This window comes from Pseudomonas bubulae, from assembly GCF_900618535.1.
Classification (GTDB): Bacteria; Pseudomonadota; Gammaproteobacteria; order Pseudomonadales; family Pseudomonadaceae; genus Aquipseudomonas; species Aquipseudomonas bubulae.
This window is the reverse complement of the sequence record NZ_UYJA01000003.1, coordinates 341779-368342: the sequence shown is the minus strand read 5'-3', so window position 1 is coordinate 368342 and position 26564 is coordinate 341779. Positions and strand designations below refer to the sequence as shown.

Sequence of the window (26564 nt, the reverse complement as noted above, 5' to 3'; positions counted from 1 at the left end):
GTCTCAGTTTTCCTGCAACAACGGCTGCAGGGCTTTATCTATGGCTTCCCGGGCGCGGAAAATCCGGGAGCGCACGGTACCCACCGGGCATTGCATGACGCTCGCAATGTCCTCGTAACTCAGACCATCAAATTCACGTAAAGTTAAAGCCGTACGCAAATCTTCTGGCAGTAGCTGAATAGTGCGATGAACGGTGCCTTCGATCTCGTCTCGGAGCAAAGCGCGCTCCGGCGACTCGAGGTCCTTGAGACCGTGATCACCATCATAAAACTCGGCATCTTCCGAACTCACATCGCTGTCAGGCGGACGTCGACCGCGTGACACCAGATAGTTTTTCGCCGTGTTAATGGCGATGCGATATAGCCATGTGTAAAAGGCACTGTCGCCGCGAAAATTACCAAGTGCCCGGTACGCCTTGATAAAGGCCTCCTGGGCAACGTCCTGGGCTTCATGGGTGTCGTGCACGAAACGCACGATCAACCCGAGAATTTTGTGTTGATACTTCAACACCAGCAGATCGAACGCGCGCTTGTCGCCACGCTGTACGCGCTCGACCAGCTGCTGATCCTCTTCCTGGGCTAGCATGAATACTCCTCATAAGACCGGGAGGAAGATTGCTGTGCTAATTGATCAGGCTTGCAAACATAGACTCGGGCTTTTCGCAAAAGTTCTCTCCCCCCTGGCAAGTTTCCTGCGTGCCCGGATTTGGCACACACGAAAACGCAGCTCGGGCCTGGCCGGCTGCGTCAATAATCTTGTCGTCAAATTCAGCTGTCGAGTCGAAAAAACAAACCCCGCATCAATCTGGACGCCGTTCCCCTGCATCAAGGGCAGCCCACTATGGAACCCCTGGCTATACGAAAAGTTCAAAAACTTCGTATAAAACAAGCCCTGCAGTACCTTGGAAGCGTATCAGAACCCGCGCCATTCCAGAGCACTGCCCCAGCATGCAGATTAATTGTGCAAATCAACATGCAGACCCTTCGTGTCTGAGGCACACTTTGCGCCCGCTGTAATTTCACAATGCCATAAAGGCCCGGCCATTGTGCCGATCCCCCCCTCTATATACTAGAGATACCAGAGGGCGTTTTTTTGCGGATGTGAGAAGAATGAGCCAACATTTTCAACATGATGTGCTGGTGATTGGCAGCGGCGCTGCCGGCTTGAGCCTTGCGCTCACGTTACCCAGCCATATGCGTATTGCAGTGCTGAGCAAAGGCGATCTGGCCAATGGTTCGACGTTCTGGGCCCAGGGCGGTGTCGCCGCTGTCCTGGATGACACCGACACGGTGCAGTCCCACGTCGAAGACACCCTCAATGCCGGTGGCGGGCTGTGCCACGAAGACGCGGTACGCTTTACCGTCGAGCACAGCCGCGAAGCCATCCAGTGGCTGATCGATCAGGGCGTACCCTTCACCCGCGATGACAGCATCGACCCGGAGCAACAGGGCTTTGAGTTCCACCTCACCCGAGAAGGCGGGCACAGCCACCGGCGCATCATCCATGCGGCCGACGCCACCGGCGCGGCGATTTTCAAGACATTGCTCGAACAGGCCCGCCAGCGCCCCAATATCGAACTGCTCGAACAGCGCGTTGCCGTCGATCTGATTACCGAACGCCGCCTGGGCCTGGAAGGTGATCGCTGCCTCGGTGCCTATGTGCTGGATCGTGCCACGGGTGAAGTCGACACCTTTGGCTCGCGCTTCACCATTCTGGCAACCGGTGGCGCAGCCAAGGTGTACCTCTATACCAGCAACCCGGACGGTGCCTGCGGTGATGGCATTGCCATGGCCTGGCGCTCGGGTTGCCGGGTGGCCAACCTGGAGTTCAACCAGTTCCACCCCACCTGCCTTTATCACCCGCAAGCCAAGAGCTTTTTGATCACTGAAGCCCTGCGGGGCGAAGGCGCGCACCTCAAGCTGCCCAACGGCGAGCGTTTCATGCATCGCTTCGACCCGCGGGGCGAACTGGCCCCGCGGGATATCGTCGCCCGGGCCATCGACCATGAAATGAAGCGTCTGGGCATCGATTGTGTGTACCTGGATATCAGCCATGAGCCCGATAGCTTTATCAAGGCCCACTTCCCGACTGTATATGAGCGCTGCCTGGCATTTGGTATCGACATCACTCAACAGGCCATCCCGGTAGTACCTGCGGCGCATTACACCTGCGGCGGCGTGATGGTCGACGAACATGGCCACACCGATGTGCCGGGCCTGTACGCCATCGGCGAAACCAGCTTCACCGGCCTGCATGGTGCCAACCGCATGGCCAGCAACTCGCTGCTCGAGTGCTTTGTGTACGCCAAGTCGGCAGCGGCAGACATCCTTGCCCAGTCGCCCGAAATCGCCGCCCCCGTCGCACTGCCGAGCTGGGATGCCAGCCAGGTGACCGACTCCGATGAAGACGTAATCATCGCCCACAACTGGGATGAGCTACGGCGCTTTATGTGGGACTACGTGGGCATCGTGCGCACCAACAAGCGCCTGCAGCGGGCCCAGCACCGGGTGCGCCTGCTGCTGGATGAAATTGACGAGTTCTACAGCAACTACAAGGTCAGCCGTGACCTGATCGAGTTGCGCAACCTGGCGCAAGTGGCCGAGTTGATGATCCGCAGTGCCATGACCCGCAAGGAGTCGCGCGGCCTGCACTACACCCTCGACTACCCGCACATGCTCCCCGAAGCGCTGGACACTATTCTGGTGCCAGCCACCTACGCCGACTGAACTTCAGTCGCACGCGCAGGCGCCGGTGCTGATCCGGTGCCAGCGCGGCGGCCGGAATGCACACCGCACGCACCCGCCGCTCACCCGGCAAGCGAAAGCGCACCACTACCACCAGGGGTAGCGCCAGGCTGTCACGGCGCAGTTGCACGGCCTGCCAGCCTTGGTCACGACTCCACAACTGCCAGCCATCAACATCATGACGCAACCGGGTAATGGCACTGCCATGGGTCAGGCGGATATGCCTTGGCAACACCCAGGCCCCGTGAGCCAGACACAGCAATGCGCCGAGCAGGTGTGCCCAGGCAGGGATTGAAAGAAGGCAAATAGATATCAGCGCCAGCGACTGGGCTGCAAGATACGCCGCCAGCAATTGCCCCGAGGCATGCCAGCGGCATTCAAAATAATTACTTGGGCTGGACACGATCCAGAATCATCCGGACCATGCGCTGCAGCTCAGGGTCCTCGGACTCGCTGCGCTCCATAAACCAGCCAAACATGTCCTGGTCTTCGCACTCCAGCAGCTTGCGATAGCATTCGCGGTCTACGTCATTAAGGGTGGCGTACACCTCCTTGACGAAAGGCACCAGCAACACGTCAAGTTCAAGCATGCCGCGGCGGCTGTGCCAGTAGAGACGATTGAGTTCAACATCTTCGACCATGGAGCGCTCCTCAAATAGAACGCAAGTATACAGGCCGATCCGTCATAGAACAGTCGGCTTTGGTCGGCCCCGTCCATCCTTTGCGAACTACCCATTTGCAGGGCGCACCTCTATGATGTGTTCCAGACTTATTCAACTGCGATGACCCATGGCCGACTCTGCTTTTTTTTGCACCCTGAACCACGAAGGCATCCTTGCTGTGATCGGCAACGACGCCAGCAAGTTTCTGCAAGGGCAGCTGACCTGCAACCTCAACTATTTGAGTGAAACCCGCTCAAGCCTTGGCGCCCGCTGCACGCAAAAAGGCCGTATGCAGTCGAGCTTTCGCATCGTGCTGCAAGACAACGGCTGCCTGCTGGCAATGGCGCGCGAACTGGTTGAACCGCAGTTGGCGGACCTGAAAAAGTACGCGGTGTTCTCCAAGTCCAAACTGACCGATGACAGTGCCAACTGGGTACGCTTTGGCCTGGTAAATGCCGACTCGGTGCTGCAAAGCCTGGGCCTGGACCTGCCAGCTGAAACTGACAGCGTTGCCCGCGCCAGCGACCTGATCGCCATTCGCGCTTCTGAAGGCCGCGCGGAACTCTGGGCCCCTGTCGAACAGACTGAAAGCCTCGTTCAGCACCTCAAGGCACAGCTGCCCGAGGCCGACCTCAACCAATGGCTGCTGGGCCAGGTTCGCGCCGGTATTGGCCAGGTCATGGCCCAAACCCGTGAGTTGTTCATTCCGCAAATGATCAACCTGCAGGCCGTAGGCGGTGTCAGCTTCAAAAAAGGCTGCTACACCGGCCAGGAAATCGTTGCGCGCATGCAATACCTGGGCAAACTCAAACGCCACCTCTACCGCCTGTCCCTTGAGGCGGGGCATGCTGCGCCCGCCCCCGGCACGCCGCTGTTTACCCCGTCCCACGCCAGTTCCGTGGGCGAAGTGGTACTGGCCGCTAACGCCGAAAACGGGGTTGAGCTGCTAGCCGTGCTGACCAGCGATGCTGCGCAAGCCGGAGATATTCACTTGGGTGACCTGCAAGGCCCTGGCCTTTCACTGCTTGAGCTGCCGTATCAACTGGACCGCGATCGCGAAATCCAGCGTTGATTGCCACACATTGAAATGCAGTACCTAGAGAAATGAGCATGCTGGCGCACAGAGTCCAAATGGACTTGCTTAAGGCCATTGATAGAGATGACCTGGTTCTACCCACACTACCGGAAGTAGCGTTAAACATTCGCAAGGCCGCGGAAAACCCTGAAATCAGCGTCAGTAACTTGAGCAAGGTCATAGGTCGTGACACCGCGCTGTCAGCCCGACTGATCAAAGTGGTCAACAGCCCGATGTTGCGTGCCACCCGTGAGGTGACTGACCTGCACACGGCCATCACCCGCCTGGGGGTTAACTACAGCAGCAATCTGGCGATCGGGCTGGTGATGGAGCAGATTTTCCATGCCCGCTCCGAGGTGGTCGAGCAGAAAATGCGCGATGTATGGCGCCAGAGCCTGGAAGTGGCCGGCATCTGCTACACCCTGTGCCGCCGTCATACCTTGCTCAAGCCTGACCAGGCGGCACTGGGCGGCCTGGTGCACCAGATCGGCGTCTTGCCCATCCTGACCTACGCCGAAGAGCACAACGAACTGCTTTCCGATCCGGTTTCGCTTAACCACGTCATCGACAGCATTCACCCGCTGATTGGTGACAAGCTGCTGGCAGGCTGGGAGTTTCCGGAAATGCTGCTAAAGATTCCCGGGCAGTATCAGGATTTTTCCCGACAAACCAAAGCCATCGACTACATCGATCTGGTGCAAATCGCTACCGTATTTATGGGGCAAGACATGGAAGCACTGGTCGCCCTGCCCGCGCTCAAGAAGTTGAAGGTGCAAGCTGATGACCTGAAGTTTCAGGAGCAACTGCACGAAGCGCGCTGGATGCTTATCTGAGCCTCTGAATCTGTGGGAGCGGGCTTGCTCGCGATGCAGACGACGCGGTCTGTCAGTTACACCGAATCGATTCAATCGCGGGCAAGCCCGCTCCCACAGGGGATTTGACGCCGGGTCGACTGGCCAGGGTATTTATCCATCCATGTCACAGGGCTAGCGCCCATTGGCCGGCACAAAACTCACCCGCACTTTCAACCCGCCCTGCACGCCATCATGCAAACTGATATGGGCAAGGTGGGCGCGACAGATTTCACCCACAATCGCCAGCCCCAGCCCCGACCCGGCCACCTGCTGATTACGTCGATAGAAGCGTTCAAATACCCGTTCGCGATCTTCATGGGGAATGCCCGGACCATCATCTTCGACTTCCAGCACGGCAGGCGCTGTCACGCGCAAAATCACATTGCCACCCACCGGTGTGTGAGCCATGGCGTTGTCCACCAGATTGCTCAGCAGTTCATGCAGCAACGTAGGCTCACCGTATAGCCAGACCGGCTGGTCGGCCTCAAGCGCCAGGGCAAACCCGCGGGCATGGGCCAGTGGCGCCATGGCCATGCCCAGCTCACGGGCCAACTGACTCAGGTCGAGCAACTGCGCACCGCCTTCGGCAATAGCCCGGGCGCCGTTTTCGATGCGCGCCAGCGACAGCAACTGATTGGCCAAATGGGTCAACCGGTCCGTACCCTGGGCCGCTTGCTCAAGGGTATGGCGCAAGGTCTGCGGTTCCTTTGCACGCAAGCCCAATTCAAGCTGGGCCTTGAGGACTGCCAGAGGTGTGCGCAACTCATGGGCAGCGTCAGCAATAAACTGCGCCTGACGAGCGAACTGCCCACGCAAACGCTCGGTAAAATGATTGAGTGCCTGCACCAATGGCCGCAACTCTCTTTGCACGGACACCAGCGGCAAAGGGCGCAGGTCATCCATCTCGCGCTCCTCCACGGCGCTGCGCAAACGCTCCAGCGGGCGCAGTGCGGCGCTTACGGCAAACCACACCACCAGTAATGCCCCCAACCCCAACATGCCCAGGCGCAGCAAGGTGTCCGCCATCAAGCTACGGGCCATGGCCACCCGTGCTTCGTCGGTCTCGGCCACACGAATTTCCGCCATGCCGTTCATGCTCGGTTCGCTCACAGCCTTGAGCAAACTCACAACGCGCACGTTCTGGCCGAGATAAGTGCCATCATAAAAACGCGCCAACGCCGGATAATCATCGGTCCGCGGCGTGCCAGCTGGCGGCGCGGGCAGATTTTCATAACCGGAAATCAGCTTCTGATGAATATCATTGACCTGGTAGTAGATTCGCCCGGCGCTGTCGTAGGCAAAGGTATCAAGGGCAACGTAGGGCACATCCGCACTCAGGCTGCCATCACGCTGCGAGAGCCCGGCGGCAATGGTTCGTGCCGATGCCAGCAGGGTTCGGTCATACGCCGTATCGGCGGCCTCGCGACCGTTGAAGTAAGCGCTCAAGCTGCTCGCCAGCATCAACACAACCAGCAACAGCGTAAGGTGCCACAACAGGCTCCAGCGCAAGCTGTCGAGCTTAAACATCGCGGCCTTCCAGCAAATACCCCAGGCCCCTGAACGTCACGATCGCCACTGCCTGGCCGTCGAGTTTTTTACGCAGTCGGTGAATGTAAATCTCGATGGCGTCCGGGCTTGCCTCCTCATCCAGGCCAAACACCTGAGCGGCCAGTTGCTCCTTGCTCATGACCCTGCCAGGGCGCGCTATCAGCGCTTCCAGTACCGCCTGCTCGCGGGAGGTCAGCACCAGCAGCTCATCACCAAGGGTGAAGCGCCGGGTTCCGAGGTCGTACACCAGGGCGCCGCATTGCTGCAGCCGCTCACCACCCAGCACACTGCGCCGCAGCAGCGCCTTGACCCGGGCTTCCAGCTCCGTCAGCTCAAATGGCTTGGCCAGGTAATCATCGGCCCCCAGGTTAAGCCCGTGAACCCGGTCCTTGACGTCACTGCGCGCAGTCAACATCAACACCGGCAAGGTTTTGCCACGGCCTCGCAAACGCGCCAGCACTTCAAAACCATCCATGCGCGGCAAGCCTACATCCAGAATTGCCACGGCATACTCTTCACTGCTCAAGGCCAGGTCGGCGGCTACGCCATCATGCAATACATCCACGGTCAGGCCTGTGCCTTTCAGGGCTTGGGCAACACTCTCGGCCAGCTGTAGCTGATCCTCGACCAAAAGCACACGCATCGGTTTTACCTCGATTTTTTGTCCTGGCCGCAGCCTTTTGTGCGCGGAGTTTACAGACGGCAGGAGTGCTGTGAAGCGCAAAAACAGTGAATCTGTTTTGAAAGGTTAGCGAAAGGTTGGCCGGTTAGCATCGCGAGACTGACAGTAATGCCTGTCGCCGTCATGCGCTGCATAACGGCCCGAAAAACGCCTCGAAGCGTTTTCGCCAATAAGAACAATAATGGAGCACCTGCATGCTGACTTATCAGCCAAAAGCCCGCCATCTCTATATTTTTTCCGTACTAGCCCCATGCGCCTCTGCGCCTGCGAGCCGCTTTGTGCTGCCTGCACACTGCCCTCACTACGGCCGAGGATCGGCTCTGCAGCGATGAATTTGCACAATCAAAAACTGCTCTATAAAAACAAAAATTCCTGAGGAGACACTATGAAACTGCCCCTGCGCACTCTGGCTATTGCGGCCGGCTGCATGCTCTTCACTGGCCAACTGCTGGCTGAACCCAAACGCCCCGAATGCATTGCCCCGGCGTCCCCTGGCGGTGGCTTTGACCTGACCTGCAAACTGGCGCAAAGCGCACTGGTCAACGAGAAGCTGCTGAGCAAACCCATGCGTGTGACCTACATGCCGGGTGGCGTGGGGGCTGTTGCCTACAACGCCGTGGTCGCCCAGCGCCCGGCCGATGCTGGCACCCTGGTAGCCTGGTCCAGTGGCTCATTGCTTAACCTGGCCCAGGGCAAGTTCGGCCGCTTCGATGAAAGCGCCGTACGCTGGCTGGCAGCGGTCGGCACCAGCTACGGGGCCATTGCGGTGAAGAAGGACTCGCCCTACAAAAATCTCGATGATCTGGTTCAGGCCCTGAAAAAAGACCCGAGCAAAGTGGTCATTGGCTCAGGCGGCACCGTGGGCAGCCAGGACTGGATGCAGACCGCCCTGATCGCCAAGGCCGCCGGGATCAACCCCCGTGACCTGCGTTATGTGGCCCTGGAGGGTGGCGGTGAAATCGCTACCGCGCTGCTGGGTGGCCATATTCAGGTAGGCAGTACAGATATTTCCGACTCCATGCCCCATATCCAGAGCGGTGATATGCGCCTGCTCGCCGTATTCGCCAACGAGCGCCTCGATGAGCCGGAGATGAAGGACATCCCGACGGCCAAGGAACAGGGCTACGACATTGTCTGGCCTGTCGTACGCGGCTTCTACCTGGGGCCAAAAGTCAGCGATGCAGAGTACGCCTGGTGGAAAGAGGCTTTTGACAAGCTGCTGGCCTCCGAAGATTTCGCCACTTTGCGTGATCAGCGCGAACTGTTCCCCTTCGCCATGACCGGCCCGGAGCTGGACACCTATGTGAAAAAGCAGGTGGCTGACTACAAAGTACTGGCCCAGGAATTCGGCCTGATCCAGTAACCGCCGCCGACCACTGGCTGTGCCCTTGCACCCAGGGGCACAGCCCAGGAGTGAACCATGCTTGCACAACGCGTATTTGCTTCGGCCCTGCTGCTTGTCTGCGCCGGTTTGGCGGCGATGGCCTGGCCTTATCAGGCAGCCTTTTCCTACGAACCCGTTGGTCCTCGCGCTTTCCCTTTGCTGATGCTGGCATTAATGGGATTGGGGCTGGCCTACATGATCTTTCGCCCCTCCCCCGTGGTGCACAGCGAAGATGACCCCAAACTGGATCGTGAAACCCTGACCAAGATCGGCCTGTGTATCGTGCTGTTGCTGATCTTCGCCGGCACCTTCGAACCTCTCGGTTTTATCCTCAGCAGCATCCTGGTCGGCATCCCGCTGGCGCGTCTGTATGGCGGTCGCTGGCTGCCCAGCAGCGTGATCATCAGCTTGGTGAGCGTTGGCCTTTATTTACTCTTTGATAAAGCCATGGACGTTCCGCTGCCGCTTGGCCTGCTCGACGTTCTGGAGGACTGATATGGATACTTTCGGCTATTTGGGCCAGGGCTTCGGCGTCGCGCTCAGCCCGTACAATCTGGTCACAGCCCTGTGCGGCACCTTGATCGGCACCGTGGTCGGCCTGCTGCCGGGGCTTGGCCCAATCAACGGGGTCGCCCTGCTGATCCCCATCGCATTTGCCTTGGGCCTGCCACCGGAATCGGCGCTGATCCTGCTGGCGGCGGTGTATCTGGGCTGTGAATACGGCGGGCGTATCAGCTCGATCCTGCTGAACATCCCTGGCGAAGCTTCGACCGTGATGACCACCTTCGACGGCTACCCGATGGCGCGTAAAGGCCTGGCTGGCGTGGCGTTGTCGCTGTCGGCCTGGAGCTCATTTATTGGCGCCTTTATCGCCACCTGCGGCATGGTGCTGTTTGCTCCGCTACTGGCCAAGTGGGCGATAGCCTTCGGCCCGGCGGAGTATTTCGTGCTCATGGTGTTTGCCATTGTCTGCCTCGGCGGCATGGCCGGGGACCGTCCGCTCAAAACCTTTATCGCTGCGCTTATCGGCCTGTTTCTGGCCTGCGTGGGGATTGATGCCAACAGTGGCGTATACCGCTTCACCGGCGACAACATCCACCTGACTGACGGCATTCAATTTGTCGTGCTGGTACTGGGGTTGTTCTCCATCAGCGAAATCCTGTTGCTGCTGGAAAAAACCCATCGCGGCCAGGAAGCGGTTAAGGCCACCGGGCGCATGATGTTCAATTTCAAGGAAGCGTCTGCGGTATTCGCGGTGAATATCCGTTGCGGGCTGCTCGGTTTTATCATGGGCGTCCTGCCGGGTGCAGGTGCCACACTGGCCAGCGCCGTGTCCTATATGACGGAAAAACGCCTGGCGGGTACTTCCGGCAAATTCGGCGAGGGTGACATGCGCGGTCTGGCGGCCCCCGAAACCGCAATCGGTGCTTCCGCTTGTGGGGCGCTGGTACCCATGCTGACCCTGGGCGTGCCGGGTTCGGGCACCACGGCAGTGATGATCGGCGCCCTCTCGCTGTACAACATCACCCCCGGCCCGCTGTTGTTTCAGCAGCAGCCGGATATCGTCTGGGGTCTGATCGCGTCATTGTTTATCGCCAACGTCATGCTGGTGATCCTCAACATCCCGATGATCCGTATCTTCACCCGGATTCTGTCGGTGCCTAACTGGGCGCTGGTGCCCGCAATCGCCATCATCACGGCCATTGGTGTATACGCCGTGCACGCGACCACCTTCGATCTGTTCCTGATGATCGGTATCGGCATCTTCGGCTATATCCTGCGCAAGCTCGACTTCCCGCTGTCTCCGGTATTGTTGGGGTTCATTCTGGGCGGGCTGATGGAGCAGAACCTGCGTCGCGCACTGTCGATATCCAACGGTGCGCTGGATATCCTGTGGGCGAGCCCGATCACCCTGGGTGTCTGGGTACTGACGACAATCATGTTGTTGCTGCCTGTCATACGTATCTGGCGCAAACGCAGCGCCCAACGTCGCGCCCTGGCCAATGCCTGATTCAGGACTCAAGCACTGGTGGGGCACGCCGCTGATCGGCCTGGCTGGCGGCTACCTCGCCAGCCAGATCGGCTGGCCGTTACCGTGGATGGTCGGCTCTCTGCTGGCGATCATCCTGGTGCGTTGCCTGACACCCTGGCAACTGGCCGAGATTCCCGGCGGGCGTAAATGCGGGCAGTGGATTGTGGGCATCGGTATCGGCCTGCATTTCACACCTGTGGTGATGGAGCAGGTGCTGGCGCATTTCTGGCTGATCCTGGCGGGCGCCCTGCTCACCAGTGTGTCGAGTGTGATCGGTGTATGGCTGATGCGCCGCAGCGGTGAGGATCGCGCCACTGCGTTCTTCTCCAGCATGCCCGGCGGTTCGGGGGAGATGGTCAACCTCGGCGCACGCAATGGCGCCGTATTGAGCCGCGTCGCTGCTGGGCAGAGCCTGCGCGTACTGACCGTTGTGCTGTGCGTTCCGGCAGCCTTCAAGTACCTGCTGGGCGAAGGTGCTCCTGCCGTACACCCTGCCTCAATTAACTTCTATTGGCTGGCGGTGCTGTTTCCGGCAGGTGCCTTGCTGGCCTGGATCTGGCAACGCCTGCGCCAGCCAAACCCGTGGTTGTTCGGGCCGCTGCTGGTCAGTGCCGGCGTGAGTATTTTATGGGATTTGCATATAGGCCTGCCAGACGGCAGCAGTCAGATGGGGCAGTGGCTGATTGGCAGCGGGCTGGGCTGTCATTTCAATCGGGCATTCTTTCGGCGGGCGCCGTCTTTTATCGGTAAAACCCTGCTGGGCACAGCCCTGACCATGTTGATAGCCAGCCTGTGCGCACTGGGCTTGAGTGCCCTTACCCAACTCGATCTGCGCTCGATGACCCTGGGGATGATGCCGGGCGGCATTGCAGAAATGAGCCTCACCGCAGAAACATTGCAACTGTCAGTGCCCTTGGTTACCGCGTTGCAGGTGATGCGCCTGATCTTCGTGCTGTTTTTGGCTGAACCCCTGTTCCGCTATTGGGCTCGCCAGGATGAAGCCAACCCTTCCTGACAACAAGTGCTGGCACACCGGCTATTGCGCTGAGTGTGCCTTGTACCGCTGAGTCATGACTTAAACCGGTGGCAGTTTCCAGTCGATCGCAGCCAGGCCGTTTTGCTCAAGGAACTTGTTGGTTCGGCTGAAGTGGCCGTTGCCTATAAAGCCCCGATACGCCGATAGCGGCGATGGATGCACCGACGTCAGCACCAGGTGTTTGGTCGCATCGATCAGTTTTTGCTTGCTCTGGGCATGGGCGCCCCACAGCAGGAACACCAGCTTGGGTTGCTGCTCGCTGACCACCTGGATAATCCGGTCAGTAAAATGCTCCCAGCCCTTCTTGGCATGGGAGGCGGCATTGGCGCGCTCCACCGTCATCGTCGTATTGAGCAGCAAAACGCCCTGCTCTGCCCAGTGTTGCAAGCAGCCGTGAGGGGCGATATCAATATTCAGGTCACGCTTGAGCTCTTTATAGATATTGACCAGCGACGGCGGTGTCGGGATACCGGGCTGTACTGAAAAACACAAACCATGGGCCTGACCGGGGCCGTGATAAGGGTCCTGACCAAGAATGACCACCTTGATCTTGTCCAGCGGCGTCAGGTTAAGGGCATTGAAAATAAGCGGACCCGGTGGGTAAATCTCTTTTCCGGCCGCATGTTCCTGGCGCAGGAACTCGCGCAGCTCGGCCATGTAAGGTTTATCGAACTCCTCACGCAATGCCTGTTTCCAGACAGGTTCAAGTTTTATACGGTCATCCGGGGTCATGGGTAAGTCCTGAGAAACAATGGGGCGGACACTAGAAAACCCCGTCCCTGTTGTCAACATCCCCATCCGTCGCGTCCGGCGCCATGCAAGCGGGTCAGGTGCTTGTGCCGGGGTCATTGCCGGTTCGACCGTGAACGCTGATCTTGCTGAACCTTTAATACTGAATGAGGGGTGCCTGAACCTCTTGCACAAGCACAGGGCTATTAATCCCTTGATGATTCAGCTGTTCGCGCTGAATCAGCGGCGCCTGAACCTCTCGCACAAGCACAGGACTATTGATCCCTTGCTGATTCAGCTGTTCGCGCTGAATAAGCGGCGCCTGAACCTCTCGCACAAGCACAGGACTATTGACCCCTTGCTGATTCAGCTGTTCGCGCTGAATCAGCGGCGCCTGAACCTCTCGCACAAGCACAGGGCTATTGATCCTTTGCTGATTCAGCTTTTCGCGCCGAATAAGCGGCGCCTTAACTTTTTGCCTGACCACAGGGCTATTTACGCCCTGATTTAACAGTGGGGCGGAACGCACGTCGGCTCGCTGATGGTGCCTGGGATACACAGGATAATTTATACAAGCAGACAAGGATGCACTTATTAAAACAACAGTTATAACGCGAATATACATAAAAACCTCTCAAACCAAAGACAGTGCTCCCGCCCCATCGGAAGATATAAAAAACCGCGCACACTTCATTCAATATCTAAGAAACCAACCAAACACTCTCGAATTCACACCCCACAGCCATGCAGAGTAGTCAGCCAGACTCCCTGCCTGGCCGCATCAGCTGGATAAGGCATTACCGGACACGCAAATCAATTCCGTACCGAAAACGAGCACCCATTGGTGTCAGATGAGTTGCACTCATAAAAAGCCAGCCCAAACCCGCTGGTATACATCTTCCAGTTTCTAGCCTCCACCAGAGTCATGGCGTCACCGGAAGCATCCGGATTATTATAATGCAAGTTCAGAAGTGACCTGTCCGCCGCCCTGTACTCGCAATACCCGATCCGCCCCGTAGACCCTGCCTCGTTATTGGCTGGATAAAAAACAGCGGCTTCGAATGTTTGCAACGGTGACGCTGTCGGGGCGCTTGCCACAGCGATCCATTCAGCTGCGGAAGCATTGGCTGGCGCCGTATAGATACCATTTCTGAGCGTCACGGTTTCAGCACGCGGACAACTTTCAACCACACTGGCTAAAGAAACCGAAGAATAAAACAACATCACACACAACAAGTACACGTATTTCATATACGCCCCCAATCAAATACTGAAAATTGTTCACGACAAGCAACTTGCCGCCCCCCCAATCCTAAACGGACATTATTATTTAACAACAGGTTATTATGTAGGGAATTTCCTGAGGATACGTGCGATCTTCTTTATCCTCAGCACCTAATCAAAAAGAGCCAACCTCCACACTGATTATAAATAACGATCGTTTTCCTACCCTTGTAAGGATTATTATCAAGCCATCAACAAATTCCATGGACATGCTGAAATGACCACCCCTGACCTGTGCCCAGCATGCGGCGCTCGAAACGACTGCGCCATGGCCAGCCCGGATATCGCGGCTCAATCCTGCTGGTGCCATACCGTCAATATTGATCCCAAGGTCATACAGGCATTACCACTTGAGCTACGTGACCTCGCCTGCCTGTGCCCACGTTGCGCGAACGTTGCAAGTCAATTGCCGCCTGCAAGGGCGCAGAGCCTCACGTAAGATACGCGCATGAATTCCTTGTGATTGATCGCTATGCGTTTAGACCGTTTTCTGAGCAACCGCCCCCAGTTCAACCGCCAGCAAGTACGTTTGCTCCTGATAGAGAAGCGTATCCAGGTTGATGGGCAGGTTATCTGCGATCCACGTCACGAAATCCGGGCATTCAGCCAGGTTGAGTTCGACGGGCAAATCTTGCAGGCAGGCAAACCGGCGCGTTACTTCATGCTGCACAAGCCACCCGGATGTGTAAGCGCCACCCAGGATGCGGAACATCCTACGGTGATCGACTTGCTGGATGAGCCGGACAAACACGACCTGCATATCGCAGGTCGGCTGGACTTCAACACCAGCGGGTTGATGCTGATTACCAATGACGGCCAATGGTCGCGTCATGTCACTCAGCCCGAGACCAAGATGCCCAAGGTGTATTACGTCGAGACCGAGCAGGAAATTACCGACGCGTATATCAGCAAATTTCGTGAGGGCGTCTATTTCGCTTTTGAAGACCTGACCACGCAGCCCGCCGGGCTGGAACTGCTTGGCCCTTGTAGTGCCCGCCTGAGCATCGTTGAGGGCCGTTATCATCAGGTCAAACGCATGTTTGGCTTCTTCAACAACAAGGTCGTGCGCCTGCACCGCGAAAGCATCGGCCCCTTGGTGCTCGACAGCCTGCTGGCCCCCGGCGAGTACCGGGCGCTGAGCGAGCAGGAAGTTGTGCAATTCCAACCCTCTCCAGCAAATTAGCCGGCAACGAGGCCCACCCCTTTCTGTAACAATCACAGAGCACCATCAGTCAGACCGACGCTCGATTCACTGGAGTCTGACGCCATGATGAAGCCCGAAATTGCCGTGCTCGACATTCAAGGCCAATACCGTATCCATACCGAGCTTTATCGTTGCGATACGGCGCTAAACACCATCATCCTGGTGAATGGTTCGATGGCCACCACTGCGTCCTTTGGCCAGACCCTGAAAAACCTCCACCCGCATTTAAACGTTGTTCTCTATGACCAGCCCTACGCGGGCAACTCCAGGCCTCATAACCCTCATCAGAAGATGCTGACGAGGGAAATAGAAGCTCAAATTTTGCTGGAGCTGATAGAGCATTTTGACGCGAACTACCTGCTGTCATTTTCATGGGGCGGGACAGCGGCACTTACCGCCCTGGCGTGTGCGCCGCGACGCATCGAAAAGGCCGTGATCAGTTCGTTTTCGCCGCTGATCAACGACGCCATGCGCGATTACCTGGAGCGTGGCCGTCATTGCCTGGCAGCTTGCAACCGCACTCAGGTGGGCAATCTGGTCAACGACACACTGGGCAAGCATTTGCCGCCATTGTTCAAGCGTTTCAACTTCAGGCACGTCAGCAGCCTGGCCGAGCATGAATACGCGCAAATGCACTTTCATATAGACCAGGTCCTGAACAACGATCAGCAAGGCTTTCTCAGTGCCACGCAGGGTATCGATATACCGGTGCTGTTTATCAATGGCCAATGGGACGAATACACCGTGGCCAGCGACGCCCGGCACTTTGCCCAGCCGATTGCCAACAGCCGGTTCATCAGCCTGGAAAACACCGGGCATTTTCTCGATATGGAAAACAGGAGCGCCAGCCACAGCAGTAAAAACGCCCTGCTCGAGTTTTTAAAGCCAACCCGACCTCACCCACCCTCACTGTCGTTGTGAGGGTGCTCGAGGCAATCAGCAGAACGAAAAAGCTGCTAAAACAACACATTTCAAGAATAAAACTTCTCATCGCTGCCATCTTCTGGTACAAAGTCAGCCGCTCTGAGCGGGTGTCGTATAATGGTATTACTCCAGCTTCCCAAGCTGATCACGCGGGTTCGATTCCCGCCACCCGCTCCACTTCTTCCTGGCTTTCAATCCACTTGAAAGCTTCGCTACACAGCAAAATCCTGCAACTGCATTGCCATCCAAGCCCTACCCCACCCTTTTTCATCCCCGATGACATTGTCCACACTGCATCCCCCCTGCCCGTTATTTCAAACGATCGCTTGTAACAATCCGGGCAGCGCATGCATCAGCGCACTGATGGCAAAGCCGATAAACATCACCCCGCACAGCCGGGTAATCAGTAACTCATGGCGCTGATAGAGCGCCCTGACATGGCCGGCGCCAACAACACCCACCAGAATCATGTAGGCCAGCGCCCCACCCACAAAGCTCAACGCGATCAACCAGGGCAACATGGCCCAGGTCAGTAACTCTGCGCGGCTGGACAACAGCGCAGTGAACGTCGCCACTGCCACCGGATACGCTTTGGGGTTGGTCAATCCGAAGAAAATCCCGTGGGCAAACGGCTGTCGCGCCGGGCCTTGTTGAGCACTGCTGCTGCCCTGGGCGCGAACGGCACGCAGGCCCAGCCAGAAAAGGTACAAGCCGCTAATCAAGCCCAGCACGTTGAAGGCAGTGCTGCCAAATTCACGTGCGCCGACAATGGCAATCAGCGCCGTGCTGCACCAGATCACATCGCCGAGCAAATGCCCGCACAGAAAACCGGCGCCGGCACGTCGCCCACGGGCAGCGCCAATGCCGAAAACAGCCAGCACGCCCGGGCCCGGCGTGATCCCATAGATAAAGCCTGAGGCCAGAACGGCCAATAACAACGAAGGTGTCATGCAAAACGCTCCAGATAATCATGCCTCACGTTCGTCCGCTGCCGTGAAGTGGCTCGATTTTGCACGTTATCAACGCTTAAGTAACCGCGTGCAGGGCGAAATTCAGTGGCGCCGCCCCAAAATATTCACCACCAGCCGGTCAACCCAGCCCCAGATGCGCTGCTTCACCCGTCGCCAGAGGGGGCGTGATTGCCAGTCTTGCAGGCTGACGGGCTGACTTTGGGCGAAGTCGGCGATAAAGCTGGCCGCCACCGCCTGGGTAAGCGCCGGATCCAGCGCCTCAAGGTTGGCTTCAAGGTTGAAACGCAGGTTCCAGTGGTCGAAATTGCATGAGCCAACGCTGACCCAATCGTCGATCAGGACCATTTTCAAATGCAGAAAACAGGGCTGATATTCCAGTATCTGCACTCCGGATTTGAGCAGCCGCGGGTAATAACGGTGCCCGGCGTAGCGCACCGAAGGGTGGTCGGTGCGCGGCCCGGTGAGCAGCAGCCGCACATCGACACCCCGCGCCGCCGCACGGCGCAGCGAACGGCGCACGCTCCAGGTCGGCAGAAAGTAAGGCGTGGCCAGCCAGATACGCTGCTTGGCGCTGTTGATCGCGCGCACCAGCGATTGCAGGATATCGCGATGTTGATGGGCATCGGCGTAGGCCACGCGCCCCATACCCTCAGCCTCGTCGGGCACACCGGGCAAGCGCGCCAGGCCGAAGTGGGTCGCCGGTTTCCAGGCCTTGCGGCTGATATTGGCCCGCCACTGGCGATCAAACAGCATCTGCCAGTCCAGCACCAGCGGACCTTGCATCTGCACCATCACCTCATGCCAGTCGCAGCTGTTTTCAGTGGGGCGCCAGAACTCATCGGTGACGCCGGTGCCACCCACCACAGCCAATTGCTGATCCACCAACAACAGCTTGCGATGATCGCGATACAGATTGTTGAGGCCACGGCGCCAGCTCAGCGGGTTGTAATGCCGCAGCTCAACCCCGGCTTCGATCAGCCTGCGGCGCAACGCCGGGCCCAATCCCAGACTTCCGTAGGCGTCAAACAGGCAACGCACCCGCACCTCGCGCCAGGCCGCCTGTTCCAGGGCCTGGACGATGGTTTCGGCACAGTCACCGGCCTCAACCAGATACAACTCCAGATCGATCTGCTCCTGAGCCTGTTCAATGACGGCCAGCATGCGCGGGAAAAACTGCGGCCCGTCGATCAGCAACTCAAAACTATTGTCACTGCGCCAGCCAAACACTGCGCCGGCCATCTTAACGGGCCGTGAAAATCAGCACCGCATTCACCGGTACTGAAAAGCTGATGGCCGAAAGCCCGGCCAGTTTGCGCAAGGTTTTAAGCTCCGGTTGCAGGCCAAAATCTTCGGCTTGCAGCATCAGCGGCTCCAGGGTCACGACCTGAAAGCGTCGTTCATCCAGACGGGTGGCCAATAGCTCGGCCTGATAGGTGTGCTGTTTGCCGCGCAAGCTGACCGTTACCGGCAAGCGCAATTCCAGTTGCGCACCGGAGGCCAGGTCATTGATCGGTTGCAGGTCGATCTGCGCGCTGATCTGCGCTTCCGGGAAGTGCTTGAAATCAAACAACACGTCACGCATGCGCTCATCACGCAGTGGCACTGAGCTGTTGACCGAGTCCATCTCGATACGCAATTGCGCCAGGCCTTTGCGGTCAACCTTGCCATGCAGGACCAGAAAGCGGTGCACATCGGCGATATTGGCATTTTGCGTGGTAATAAATGACAGCCGTGACGACTCACCGTCCAGGTACCAGTTGGCCTGGGCAGACAGGCTCACACCCAGGGTCAGCAACAAGGCACAGGCAGAAGATAACAGCGCTTTAAGCATAAAAACTCATCAACCAATAAACGTGGGTGAACATTAAACCCGGCGAGCGGTTTTGGCAGGACTTATTTCACCCTCTTGAGACGTCAGGCGCTACCGACAGTTCCTCCCGCCCCCCTGTCACACAAGCATCATCCAAACGTCACAGTGGTGACATTGCACCTGCTTAGCCTGAAGTTGCACACCTCAGTCGATTGGCAGATACCCAGAGCGGGCACAGTGCCTGCACGGAGATTCGCAATGTCCCAGATCGCCCGTATCCGCGACACCGCTCCAGAACGTCGCTTGCAGGCTGAGCGTTTGCTCGGCCCCGCGGCATTGCGCGAGGCTCAGACCCTGCGTTTTCGTGTGTTCAGCGACGAGTTGAAGGCCAAACTCAAAAGCGCCGAACATGGGCTGGACGAGGACGGCTATGACGCTTATTGCGAACATATCGGGGTACGCGATCTCAATAGCGGCCAGTTGGTTGCCACCACCCGCCTGCTGGATCACAGCGCGGCACAACGTATCGGCCATTTTTACAGCGAAGAAGAGTTCAACCTTCACGGGTTGGCCAACCTGCAGGGGCCGCTGCTTGAAATCGGGCGCACCTGCGTCGATCCGGCCTACCGCAATGGTGGCACCATCGCCGTGCTGTGGGGTGAACTGGCCGAAGTCCTTAACCAGGGCAATTATCGCTACCTGATGGGCTGCGCCAGCATCCCGATGCAGGATGGTGGCATTCAGGCCCGGGCGATCATGCAGCGTCTGCGCGAGCGTTACTTGTGTACGGAGCATCTACGCGCCGAGCCGAAAAATCCGCTGCCGGCGCAGGAAGTGCCCAGCAACGTCATCACGGAAATGCCGCCGCTGCTCAAGGCCTATATGCGCCTGGGCGCGAGGATTTGCGGCGAGCCCTGCTGGGATGAAGACTTCCAGGTGGCCGACGTCTTCATCCTGCTCAAGCGTGATGAACTGTGCCCGCGCTATGCGCGTCACTTCAAGGCGGCCGTGTGATGCGCCGCTTGCGCCGGTATGCCCGGGTGGCACGGGTGCTCGGGGTGGTCAGTCTGGGGCTGGGCATGGCGGGAATGTTCGGGCTGCTGGAGCGCCTGGGCCTGAACAGCACAATGGATCGCCGCCAGCGCTGGTCGCAGTTTTTTATGACACGCCTGAGCAGCGCCCTGCCCTTTCGCGTCACCGTGGTCGGGGAAATCCCGGCAACGCCGATGCTGTGGGTGAGCAATCACGTGTCCTGGACCGATATTGCATTGCTGGGGCAACTGACCCCGCTGTCATTTCTGTCCAAAGCCGAGGTGCGTGGCTGGCCGGTGGCCGGGTGGTTGGCGGCCAAGGCAGGCAGTTTGTTTATCCGCCGTGGTGCGGGAGACAGCCAGGTGATTCGTGAGCAAATGACCCGTCACCTGCAACAGCCGCTACCCCTGCTGATGTTTCCCGAAGGCACCACCACGGATGGGTGCTCGGTGCGTACCTTTCGTGGGCGGTTGCTGTCGGCGGCCATTGACAGCCGGGTACCACTGCAACCTGTAGCCATCCGCTATTTGCGCAATGGCGAGGTCGATGCGATAGCGCCGTTTATTGGCAATGACGATTTGCTCTCACATCTGCTGCGACTGTTTAGCCATGAGCAGAGCGACGTTGAGATTCATCTGCTGGAGCCCATTGCCAGCCAGGCACAAGAGCGGGCCGTGCTGGCGTTCAGAGCGCAGGAAGCGATCCGGCGGGTGGTGTCAGCACCGGTGACGCAAACAGATCCGCTGCCGGAGAGAGTGGGGGCGATGATTTGAGCCGGGAGCCATGTAAGGGGATGTTGTGGGAGCGGGCTTGCTCGCGATGCAGGCGACACGGTGCGACGATAAAGTCGCGTTGCAACAGTAAAGGTACGTTGCACATTAACTGGCCCACCGCGTACATATCCGGCATGTGCGTCTAACTGAAATATTGGTTTCGCCCTTACGGCGAGTCCCTTTTTGAAGGACCAAAAAGGAACCAAAAAGTCCTCGCCCCATCGTACGGCCTTCGCTGCGCTCAGGTTCCCTCGCTCCGGCTCTGCTCCGTGGGCCCGCCGCCACGGGCCATCCATGGCCCATCGCGGCTCTCCCGGCATCCATGCCGGTCGACCCACTCCTCAGAACCTCCTCTCGGCCTCCCGGGAGGGCAGGCAGATCAAAAGCACTACGCCGAGGCGGCCGACCGGCCGGCCTGTTTGGTTCACATTTACTGCGCAATCCCCTGTCGTCACTGCCGAAGGAACAAGGCTGCGATTTTTAACGCGAATATCGGTTATGTACTCAATGCATCAGTTATAAAAACGCTATCAAGCAGGCCTCAACCGCCAGCCCAACACATCAAGCAGGTCACAACCATCACGCAGCAATTGCGCCGAAACAGTAGCCATATGCCTAAGATCTACAGAGTCAGCCTCTTGCACTTCCCGACTGGAAAACGATTCCATCAGTTGGGTGACGGCCAGTACGCGAGCGGCGGCGTTGGCGTGAAGTACGTCGAGGGGCGCGTTGCGGTCGATCAATAAAACAGGGATGGTGCAATCGATGGCAGTAAGAGGGATGAACTGGGAATGAGTCATGGATAAACCTCAGATGCTATATGTTTTAGCCAGCCGTTTTCGTCGCCAAACAAAAACAAGTGGCCGCTGTACGCGGGTTGGCGAACCGGTCATTCCCAGAACCCGGCAGACCCGAAGATCTCCCACGCACAGCTGCCATAAAGCACAGCGCGTATAAATACACGCTCTGTCTTATATAGCAATTGCACATATTTCTGAAAATGTTCCAAGTCGCCAAACCCGGCCGCCTTATCGGCGAACACCGACTATAAGCGTCGTCCCCTCGCCCCAGCAATTGGCAAACCTGTGAGAAAAATCCCGAAAAAACGTGAGCTTGTAGTTTCTGTAGTCGCTGCCGAGGAACACTGCAACTGTGGGAGCGAGCCTGCTCGCGAAGGTCGTTCGCGAGCAGGCTCGCTCCCACAAATAGGGCTTGACCTGCAACAGAGTATCTACAGAGATTGCGCAGTACACGCGAACCGAACAGGCCGGCCGGTCGGCCGCCTCGGGACGCAGTGCTTTTGATCTGCCCGCCCCTTCGGGAGGCCGAGAGGAGGTTCTGTGGAGTGGGTCGACCGGCATGGATGCCGGGAGAGCCGCGATGGGCCAAGGATGGCCCGTGGCGGCGGGCCCACGGAGCAGGACCGGAGCGAGGGAACCTGAGCGCAGCGAAGGCCGTACGCCGGGGCAAGCCTTTTTGGTTACTTTTTCGGCGTCTGGAAAAAGTGACTCGCTGTAAGAGCGAAACCAATATCCCAGTTAGACATGAATGCCGGATATGTACTCAACGCTCCAGTTAAACAAACAAGATCAAACAGCCGTAAACCCTGAGAACCTGGTGTAACTGACACAACCCATTGCCTGATTTTGCGACGACTTCGTCGGAGTGCCGCATCACGCCGAACGCAGCCTTCGTTCCTCGTCAGCTGCTACAGGAACACTGCAACTGTGGGAGCGAGCCTGCTCGCGAAGGACGTACGCGAGCAGGCTCGCTCCCACAATAGGGCTTGACCTGCAACAGAGTATCTACAGAGATTGCGCAGTACACGCGAACCGAACAGGCCGGCCGGTCGGTCGGCCGCCTCGGGACACAGTGCTTTTGATCTGCCCGCCCCTTCGGGAGGCCGAGAGGAGGTTATGGGGAGTGGGTCGACCGGCATGGATGCCGGGAGAGCCGCGATGGGCCATGGATGGCCCGTGGCGGCGGGCCCACGGAGCAGGACCGGAGCGAGGGAACCGGAGCGCAGCGAAGGCCGTACGCCGGGGCAAGCCTTTTTGGTTACTTTTTCGGCGTCTGGAAAAAGTGACTCGCTGTAAGAGCGAAACCAATATCTCGGTTAGACACGAATGCCGGATATGTACTCAACGTTCCAGTTAAACAAACAAGATCAAACAACCGTAAACCCTGAGAACCTGGTGTAACTGACACAACCCATTGCCTGATTTTGCGACGACTTCGCCCCGCGTCAGCGGCTACGGACATCCCTTCCGGTAACAACCCGCCGCAAATACCTGCAACTGCGGATAAAACGCCCGAAAATCCTCGCTCAGAGGTTCATACAACGCCTTCAAGTCCTGCATCGCCCCGGCCAGTTCCTCGGGGCGCGACAAGCGCCGGGCTATACCATTGAACACCTGCTCCAGCACGGCAAAATCCCGATACGAACCCAACCAGTCATGGGCCGCCATGTGCGGCGCAATCGTGGCAAGCCGCCGTGGCAGCTGTTGTTCGGCCACCAGCACCCGGTAAAAATCCGAGGTAAAACGCTCCAGCGGCCCTTCAGCATACTGCCCCCAGTCCCGCGCCAGGCAATGGTCAAAAAACACGTCCAGCACAATGCCCGCATACCGCCGGCGAGTATGGGCAAATCGCGACAACGACTGATCAACCAGGGGGTGGTTGTCAGTAAAGACATCAATGCTGCGGTGCAGCGCTATACCGTGTTCAATGTCCGCGCTGTATTGGCCATGCAGCCGCCCTTTGACAAAATCGCCATAAAGACTGCCCAGCATTTCTTCCGGGCGCTGACCGCCAAGGTGCAGATGTGCGAGATAATTCATGGGCGCAGTTTAGCACTGCCACACCAATATCGTTATAACCCGATATATCGATTTGAGCTGATCTAAGATCGAAATCATATTTGTATATCGCGATATAACGATTTAAAGTTCGCCTCATCGCGATATAACGTTGTACCCAATGAGCACTGCAACCATGACGATCGACCTCGACGAAATAATAAAAGCCCTGGCACACCCAGTACGCCGAGAAATTCTCAACGCTCTGAAAAACCCTGATGCCTCGTTCCCTGACCAGGTTCACTCCACCGAACATGGTGTGTGTGCCGGGCAGTTTGATCAGCTCTGCGGCCTGTCGCAGTCCACGGTTTCTGCCCATCTCGCAACGCTGCAGCGAGCGGGCCTGATTACCAGCCAAAAACACGGTCAGTGGCACTTTTTCAAACGTAATGAGGAAACCATCAAGGTCTTCCTCGAAAAAATCAGCCAAGAGCTTTAAAAGGACTTCCATGCCCCTCTCGCTACTCATTCTGGCGCTCAGCGCTTTCGCCATCGGGACCACCGAGTTTGTGATCATGGGCTTGCTGCCTGATGTCGCAACCGACCTTGGTGTATCCATTCCCGGTGCCGGCTGGCTGGTAACCGGCTACGCGCTGGGTGTGGCCATCGGTGCGCCGTTTATGGCGCTGGCCACGGCCAGGTTGCCGCGCAAGGCCGCCCTGGTAGCGTTGATGGTGATATTCATCATCGGCAACCTGCTCTGTGCCCTGGCCAGTGATTACAACGTGCTGATGTTTGCCCGTGTTGTCACTGCCCTGTGCCACGGCGCGTTCTTCGGTATTGGTTCGGTCGTGGCCGCAGGCCTGGTACCTGCCAACAAGCGCGCGTCTGCCGTGGCCCTGATGTTTACCGGCCTGACCCTGGCCAACGTGCTCGGCGTTCCCCTGGGCACTGCTCTGGGCCAGGCAGCTGGATGGCGCTCGACGTTTTTTGCCGTCACCGTGATCGGTGTCGTGGCATTGATCGGCCTGATCCGCTTTCTGCCAGCCAAGCGTGACGAGGAAAAACTCGACATGCGTGCCGAACTGGCCGCGCTCAAAGGCGCAGGCATCTGGCTGTCGCTGAGCATGACTGCGCTGTTTTCCGCGTCGATGTTCACCCTGTTCACTTATGTCGCGCCCCTGCTCGGTGATGTCACCGGCGTTTCGCCAAGCGGCGTGACCTGGACTCTGCTGCTGATCGGCCTTGGCCTGACGGTGGGCAATATCATCGGTGGCAAGCTGGCGGACAAACGCCTGGCTGCAACGCTGATCGGTGTGTTTATCGCGATGGCGGTGATGTCCACCGTACTGACCTGGACCAGCGTCGCGGTGATCCCGACTGAAATCACCCTGTTTTTGTGGGCTGCGGCTTCATTCGCTGCCGTACCGGCGCTGCAAATCAATGTCGTGACCTTCGGCAAGGCTGCCCCGAACCTGGTTTCAACCCTGAATATCGGCGCATTCAACGTCGGCAATGCACTCGGCGCCTGGGTTGGCGGCAGTGTCATCGCCCACGGCTTCGGCCTCACCAGCGTTCCACTGGCCGCTGCCGCACTGGCAATACTGGCACTGCTGGTGACGCTGATCACTTTCCGCCAGGGCGGCAATTCCGAACTGGCTACTGCTACTAACTGATCCTTGAGAGGGCTGCATAAATGACGACGATTTTCGATCCGATCAAGTTGGGCGACCTCGAACTGCCCAACCGCATCATCATGGCTCCGCTGACCCGCTGCCGCGCCAGCGAAGGTCGGGTACCTAATGCCCTGATGGCTGAATACTACGTTCAACGCGCCTCTGCCGGCCTGATCCTGAGCGAGGCCACATCGGTCACGCCTATGGGCGTCGGCTACCCTGACACTCCGGGCATCTGGGCCGACGACCAGGTACGCGGCTGGACCAATATCACCCGGGCCGTCCACGCTGCCGGTGGCCGGATTGCGCTGCAGTTGTGGCATGTAGGCCGCATCTCGCATCCGATGTACCTGAACGGTGAAACGCCGGTTGCACCCAGCGCCATTGCGGCCAAAGGCCATGTTAGCCTGGTGCGCCCGAAGGTTGATTTCCCGACGCCTCGCGCGCTGGAAACTGCCGAGATCGCCGATATTGTCGAGGCCTACCGCACAGGCGCAGAAAACGCCAAGGCTGCCGGTTTTGATGGCGTCGAGATCCATGGTGCAAATGGCTACCTGCTCGACCAGTTCCTGCAAAGCAGCACCAACAAACGTACCGACCAGTACGGCGGCAGCATAGAGAACCGTGCGCGCCTGTTGCTGGAAGTTACCGACGCCGCCATTGAAGTCTGGGGTGCCGGCCGGGTTGGCGTGCATTTGTCGCCACGGGCCGACCTGCACGACATGGGCGATGAAAACCTGGCCGAAACCTTTGGTTATGTCGCCCGCGAACTGGGCAAGCGCGGTATTGCCTACATCTGTGCGCGCGAGCATGAAGCTGCCGACAGCCTGGGCCCGCAACTCAAGCAAGCCTTCGGTGGCCCGTACATCGTCAATGAGAGCTTCACCAAAGACAGTGCCAATGCCTGGCTGGCAGCAGGCAAGGCCGATGCCGTCGCATTCGGCGTGCCGTTTATCGCCAACCCTGATCTGCCCGCACGCTTGAAGGCCGATGCGCCGCTGAATGAGGCGCACCCGGAAACCTTCTACGTCAATGGCGCAGTGGGCTATATCGACTATCCAGTACTCTAAGTACTGAGCCTGGCACGGCCAGGTGACTGCACCACGCAAAACGCCCGAGACCAATGGCCTTGGGCGTTTTGCTATAACCGTTTAAACATCACCGCCCGGACCTTTTTTGCGGGCAAAAAAAAGGGGCGGTTTGACCCGCCCACATTTTTTCCCTAGTCCCTTTTGTTCCTTCTCATCATCCTGATGAATCGCTTCCCGCGATGTCCGTCTGCATTCTTCCTTGAGCGCCGTATCGATCCGTCGATACAGTTCAAATACTAGAGTTTTATAGGATTG

General features: G+C 58.2%; 28 protein-coding genes and 1 tRNA gene. 17 read left to right on the top strand and 12 right to left on the bottom strand.

The window, feature by feature from the left end:
• Positions 1 to 3: 3 nt before the first annotated feature.
• Complete coding sequence (gene rpoE, locus PPTH39_RS12725; RefSeq protein ID WP_016782046.1) at positions 4 to 585, bottom strand: RNA polymerase sigma factor RpoE; 582 nt, start codon at positions 583 to 585, stop codon at positions 4 to 6.
• A 524-nt stretch (positions 586 to 1109) separates the two neighbouring features.
• Between rpoE and nadB the strand changes: the two genes are divergently transcribed.
• Positions 1110 to 2726 (top strand): L-aspartate oxidase, encoded by a 1617-nt coding sequence (gene nadB / locus PPTH39_RS12720; protein WP_095024516.1) that lies wholly within the window; start codon positions 1110 to 1112, stop codon positions 2724 to 2726.
• Here nadB and PPTH39_RS12715 read toward each other — a convergent pair.
• The gene (locus PPTH39_RS12715) at positions 2695 to 3147 is read right to left on the bottom strand and encodes a protein YgfX (protein ID WP_095027212.1); all 453 of its coding nucleotides are present in this window, start codon (positions 3145 to 3147) and stop codon (positions 2695 to 2697) included. The genes nadB and PPTH39_RS12715 overlap by 32 nt on opposite strands.
• Positions 3131 to 3385, bottom strand: coding sequence for an FAD assembly factor SdhE (locus PPTH39_RS12710; protein WP_048363403.1), 255 nt, complete (start codon positions 3383 to 3385; stop codon positions 3131 to 3133). Before PPTH39_RS12710 ends, PPTH39_RS12715 begins: the two co-directional genes overlap by 17 nt.
• Before the next feature lie 148 nt (positions 3386 to 3533).
• Between PPTH39_RS12710 and ygfZ the strand changes: the two genes are divergently transcribed.
• Positions 3534 to 4478: a CAF17-like 4Fe-4S cluster assembly/insertion protein YgfZ gene (ygfZ, locus tag PPTH39_RS12705; protein ID WP_095001355.1), complete on the top strand. Its 945-nt coding sequence runs from the start codon at positions 3534 to 3536 to the stop codon at positions 4476 to 4478.
• A 32-nt stretch (positions 4479 to 4510) separates the two neighbouring features.
• Positions 4511 to 5314 (top strand): HDOD domain-containing protein, encoded by an 804-nt coding sequence (locus PPTH39_RS12700; protein WP_095001354.1) that lies wholly within the window; start codon positions 4511 to 4513, stop codon positions 5312 to 5314.
• Between the two features lie 153 nt (positions 5315 to 5467).
• On the opposite strand, the gene PPTH39_RS12690 is transcribed toward PPTH39_RS12700, so the two are convergent.
• On the bottom strand, positions 5468 to 6862 hold the full coding sequence (locus PPTH39_RS12690) for a sensor histidine kinase (protein WP_095001353.1): 1395 nt from the start codon (positions 6860 to 6862) through the stop codon (positions 5468 to 5470).
• On the bottom strand, positions 6855 to 7526 hold the full coding sequence (locus PPTH39_RS12685; protein WP_095001352.1) for a response regulator: 672 nt from the start codon (positions 7524 to 7526) through the stop codon (positions 6855 to 6857). The genes PPTH39_RS12690 and PPTH39_RS12685 overlap by 8 nt, the downstream gene beginning before the upstream one ends.
• Positions 7527 to 7950: 424 nt before the next feature.
• Between PPTH39_RS12685 and PPTH39_RS12680 the strand changes: the two genes are divergently transcribed.
• Genes PPTH39_RS12680 through PPTH39_RS12665 form a run of 4 tightly spaced genes read left to right on the top strand, consistent with a single transcriptional unit; the run spans position 7951 to position 11996 of the window.
• Positions 7951 to 8928, top strand: a complete 978-nt coding sequence (locus PPTH39_RS12680) for a Bug family tripartite tricarboxylate transporter substrate binding protein (protein ID WP_095001351.1) — start codon at positions 7951 to 7953, stop codon at positions 8926 to 8928.
• Between the two features lie 57 nt (positions 8929 to 8985).
• On the top strand, positions 8986 to 9444 hold the full coding sequence (locus PPTH39_RS12675; RefSeq protein WP_095001350.1) for a tripartite tricarboxylate transporter TctB family protein: 459 nt from the start codon (positions 8986 to 8988) through the stop codon (positions 9442 to 9444).
• Position 9445: 1 nt separating this feature from the next.
• Entirely contained in the window at positions 9446 to 10960 is a 1515-nt protein-coding gene (locus tag PPTH39_RS12670) for a tripartite tricarboxylate transporter permease (RefSeq protein WP_130872033.1), read from the top strand.
• A complete protein-coding gene (locus tag PPTH39_RS12665; RefSeq protein ID WP_130872032.1) occupies positions 10953 to 11996 on the top strand; it encodes an AbrB family transcriptional regulator in 1044 nt (347 codons plus the stop codon). The genes PPTH39_RS12670 and PPTH39_RS12665 overlap by 8 nt, the downstream gene beginning before the upstream one ends.
• A gap of 60 nt (positions 11997 to 12056) precedes the next feature.
• Here the strand turns inward: PPTH39_RS12665 and ung are convergent, their stop codons facing one another.
• The gene (gene ung, locus PPTH39_RS12660) at positions 12057 to 12749 is read right to left on the bottom strand and encodes a uracil-DNA glycosylase (protein ID WP_095001347.1); all 693 of its coding nucleotides are present in this window, start codon (positions 12747 to 12749) and stop codon (positions 12057 to 12059) included.
• A 130-nt stretch (positions 12750 to 12879) separates the two neighbouring features.
• Between ung and PPTH39_RS12655 the strand changes: the two genes are divergently transcribed.
• Entirely contained in the window at positions 12880 to 13257 is a 378-nt protein-coding gene (locus PPTH39_RS12655; protein WP_130872031.1) for a hypothetical protein, read from the top strand.
• 302 nt (positions 13258 to 13559) lie between these two features.
• Here the strand turns inward: PPTH39_RS12655 and PPTH39_RS12650 are convergent, their stop codons facing one another.
• Complete coding sequence (locus PPTH39_RS12650) at positions 13560 to 13997, bottom strand: DUF3757 domain-containing protein (protein ID WP_130872030.1); 438 nt, start codon at positions 13995 to 13997, stop codon at positions 13560 to 13562.
• Between the two features lie 250 nt (positions 13998 to 14247).
• On the opposite strand from PPTH39_RS12650, the gene PPTH39_RS12645 reads away from it, so the two are divergent.
• From PPTH39_RS12645 to PPTH39_RS12630, 4 genes are all read left to right on the top strand, one after another.
• Positions 14248 to 14469, top strand: coding sequence for a cysteine-rich CWC family protein (locus PPTH39_RS12645; RefSeq protein WP_095001344.1), 222 nt, complete (start codon positions 14248 to 14250; stop codon positions 14467 to 14469).
• A 33-nt stretch (positions 14470 to 14502) separates the two neighbouring features.
• Entirely contained in the window at positions 14503 to 15213 is a 711-nt protein-coding gene (locus tag PPTH39_RS12640; protein ID WP_130872029.1) for a pseudouridine synthase, read from the top strand.
• An 87-nt stretch (positions 15214 to 15300) separates the two neighbouring features.
• Positions 15301 to 16155, top strand: coding sequence for an alpha/beta fold hydrolase (locus tag PPTH39_RS12635; protein ID WP_169916950.1), 855 nt, complete (start codon positions 15301 to 15303; stop codon positions 16153 to 16155).
• Positions 16156 to 16261: 106 nt separating this feature from the next.
• Positions 16262 to 16335: transfer RNA gene (locus PPTH39_RS12630), tRNA-Gly, on the top strand.
• A gap of 137 nt (positions 16336 to 16472) precedes the next feature.
• Here the strand turns inward: PPTH39_RS12630 and PPTH39_RS12625 are convergent.
• The 3 genes from PPTH39_RS12625 to PPTH39_RS12615 all read right to left on the bottom strand — a co-directional run bounded on the left by PPTH39_RS12625 (position 16473) and on the right by PPTH39_RS12615 (position 18960).
• A complete protein-coding gene (locus PPTH39_RS12625) occupies positions 16473 to 17108 on the bottom strand; it encodes a LysE family translocator (RefSeq protein WP_095001341.1) in 636 nt (211 codons plus the stop codon).
• Positions 17109 to 17210: 102 nt separating this feature from the next.
• The gene (locus PPTH39_RS12620) at positions 17211 to 18368 is read right to left on the bottom strand and encodes a phospholipase D-like domain-containing protein (RefSeq protein WP_095001340.1); all 1158 of its coding nucleotides are present in this window, start codon (positions 18366 to 18368) and stop codon (positions 17211 to 17213) included.
• Position 18369: 1 nt separating this feature from the next.
• Entirely contained in the window at positions 18370 to 18960 is a 591-nt protein-coding gene (locus PPTH39_RS12615; RefSeq protein ID WP_130872028.1) for a YceI family protein, read from the bottom strand.
• Positions 18961 to 19197: 237 nt separating this feature from the next.
• Between PPTH39_RS12615 and olsB the strand changes: the two genes are divergently transcribed.
• The gene (olsB, locus tag PPTH39_RS12610) at positions 19198 to 19953 is read left to right on the top strand and encodes an L-ornithine N(alpha)-acyltransferase (protein ID WP_095001338.1); all 756 of its coding nucleotides are present in this window, start codon (positions 19198 to 19200) and stop codon (positions 19951 to 19953) included.
• Positions 19953 to 20744, top strand: a complete 792-nt coding sequence (locus PPTH39_RS12605) for a lysophospholipid acyltransferase family protein (protein WP_130872027.1) — start codon at positions 19953 to 19955, stop codon at positions 20742 to 20744. The genes olsB and PPTH39_RS12605 overlap by 1 nt, the downstream gene beginning before the upstream one ends.
• Before the next feature lie 530 nt (positions 20745 to 21274).
• On the opposite strand, the gene PPTH39_RS12595 is transcribed toward PPTH39_RS12605, so the two are convergent.
• Together PPTH39_RS12595 and PPTH39_RS12580 are read right to left on the bottom strand one after the other, a co-directional pair.
• Positions 21275 to 21544 carry a short-chain dehydrogenase gene (locus PPTH39_RS12595; RefSeq protein WP_130872025.1) on the bottom strand — a complete coding sequence of 90 codons (270 nt, stop codon included), beginning with the start codon at positions 21542 to 21544 and terminating at the stop codon, positions 21275 to 21277.
• A 1452-nt stretch (positions 21545 to 22996) separates the two neighbouring features.
• Entirely contained in the window at positions 22997 to 23584 is a 588-nt protein-coding gene (locus PPTH39_RS12580) for an acyl carrier protein phosphodiesterase (RefSeq protein WP_095020574.1), read from the bottom strand.
• A gap of 154 nt (positions 23585 to 23738) precedes the next feature.
• Between PPTH39_RS12580 and PPTH39_RS12575 the strand changes: the two genes are divergently transcribed.
• From PPTH39_RS12575 to PPTH39_RS12565, 3 genes are read left to right on the top strand one after another with little or no spacing between them, the layout of a single operon-like run.
• A complete protein-coding gene (locus PPTH39_RS12575; RefSeq protein WP_095001333.1) occupies positions 23739 to 24041 on the top strand; it encodes an ArsR/SmtB family transcription factor in 303 nt (100 codons plus the stop codon).
• A 10-nt stretch (positions 24042 to 24051) separates the two neighbouring features.
• Positions 24052 to 25218 (top strand): MFS transporter, encoded by a 1167-nt coding sequence (locus PPTH39_RS12570; protein WP_095001332.1) that lies wholly within the window; start codon positions 24052 to 24054, stop codon positions 25216 to 25218.
• Positions 25219 to 25238: 20 nt separating this feature from the next.
• Positions 25239 to 26288 carry an alkene reductase gene (locus PPTH39_RS12565; RefSeq protein WP_095001331.1) on the top strand — a complete coding sequence of 350 codons (1050 nt, stop codon included), beginning with the start codon at positions 25239 to 25241 and terminating at the stop codon, positions 26286 to 26288.
• The last annotated feature ends 276 nt before the right edge of the window (positions 26289 to 26564 follow it).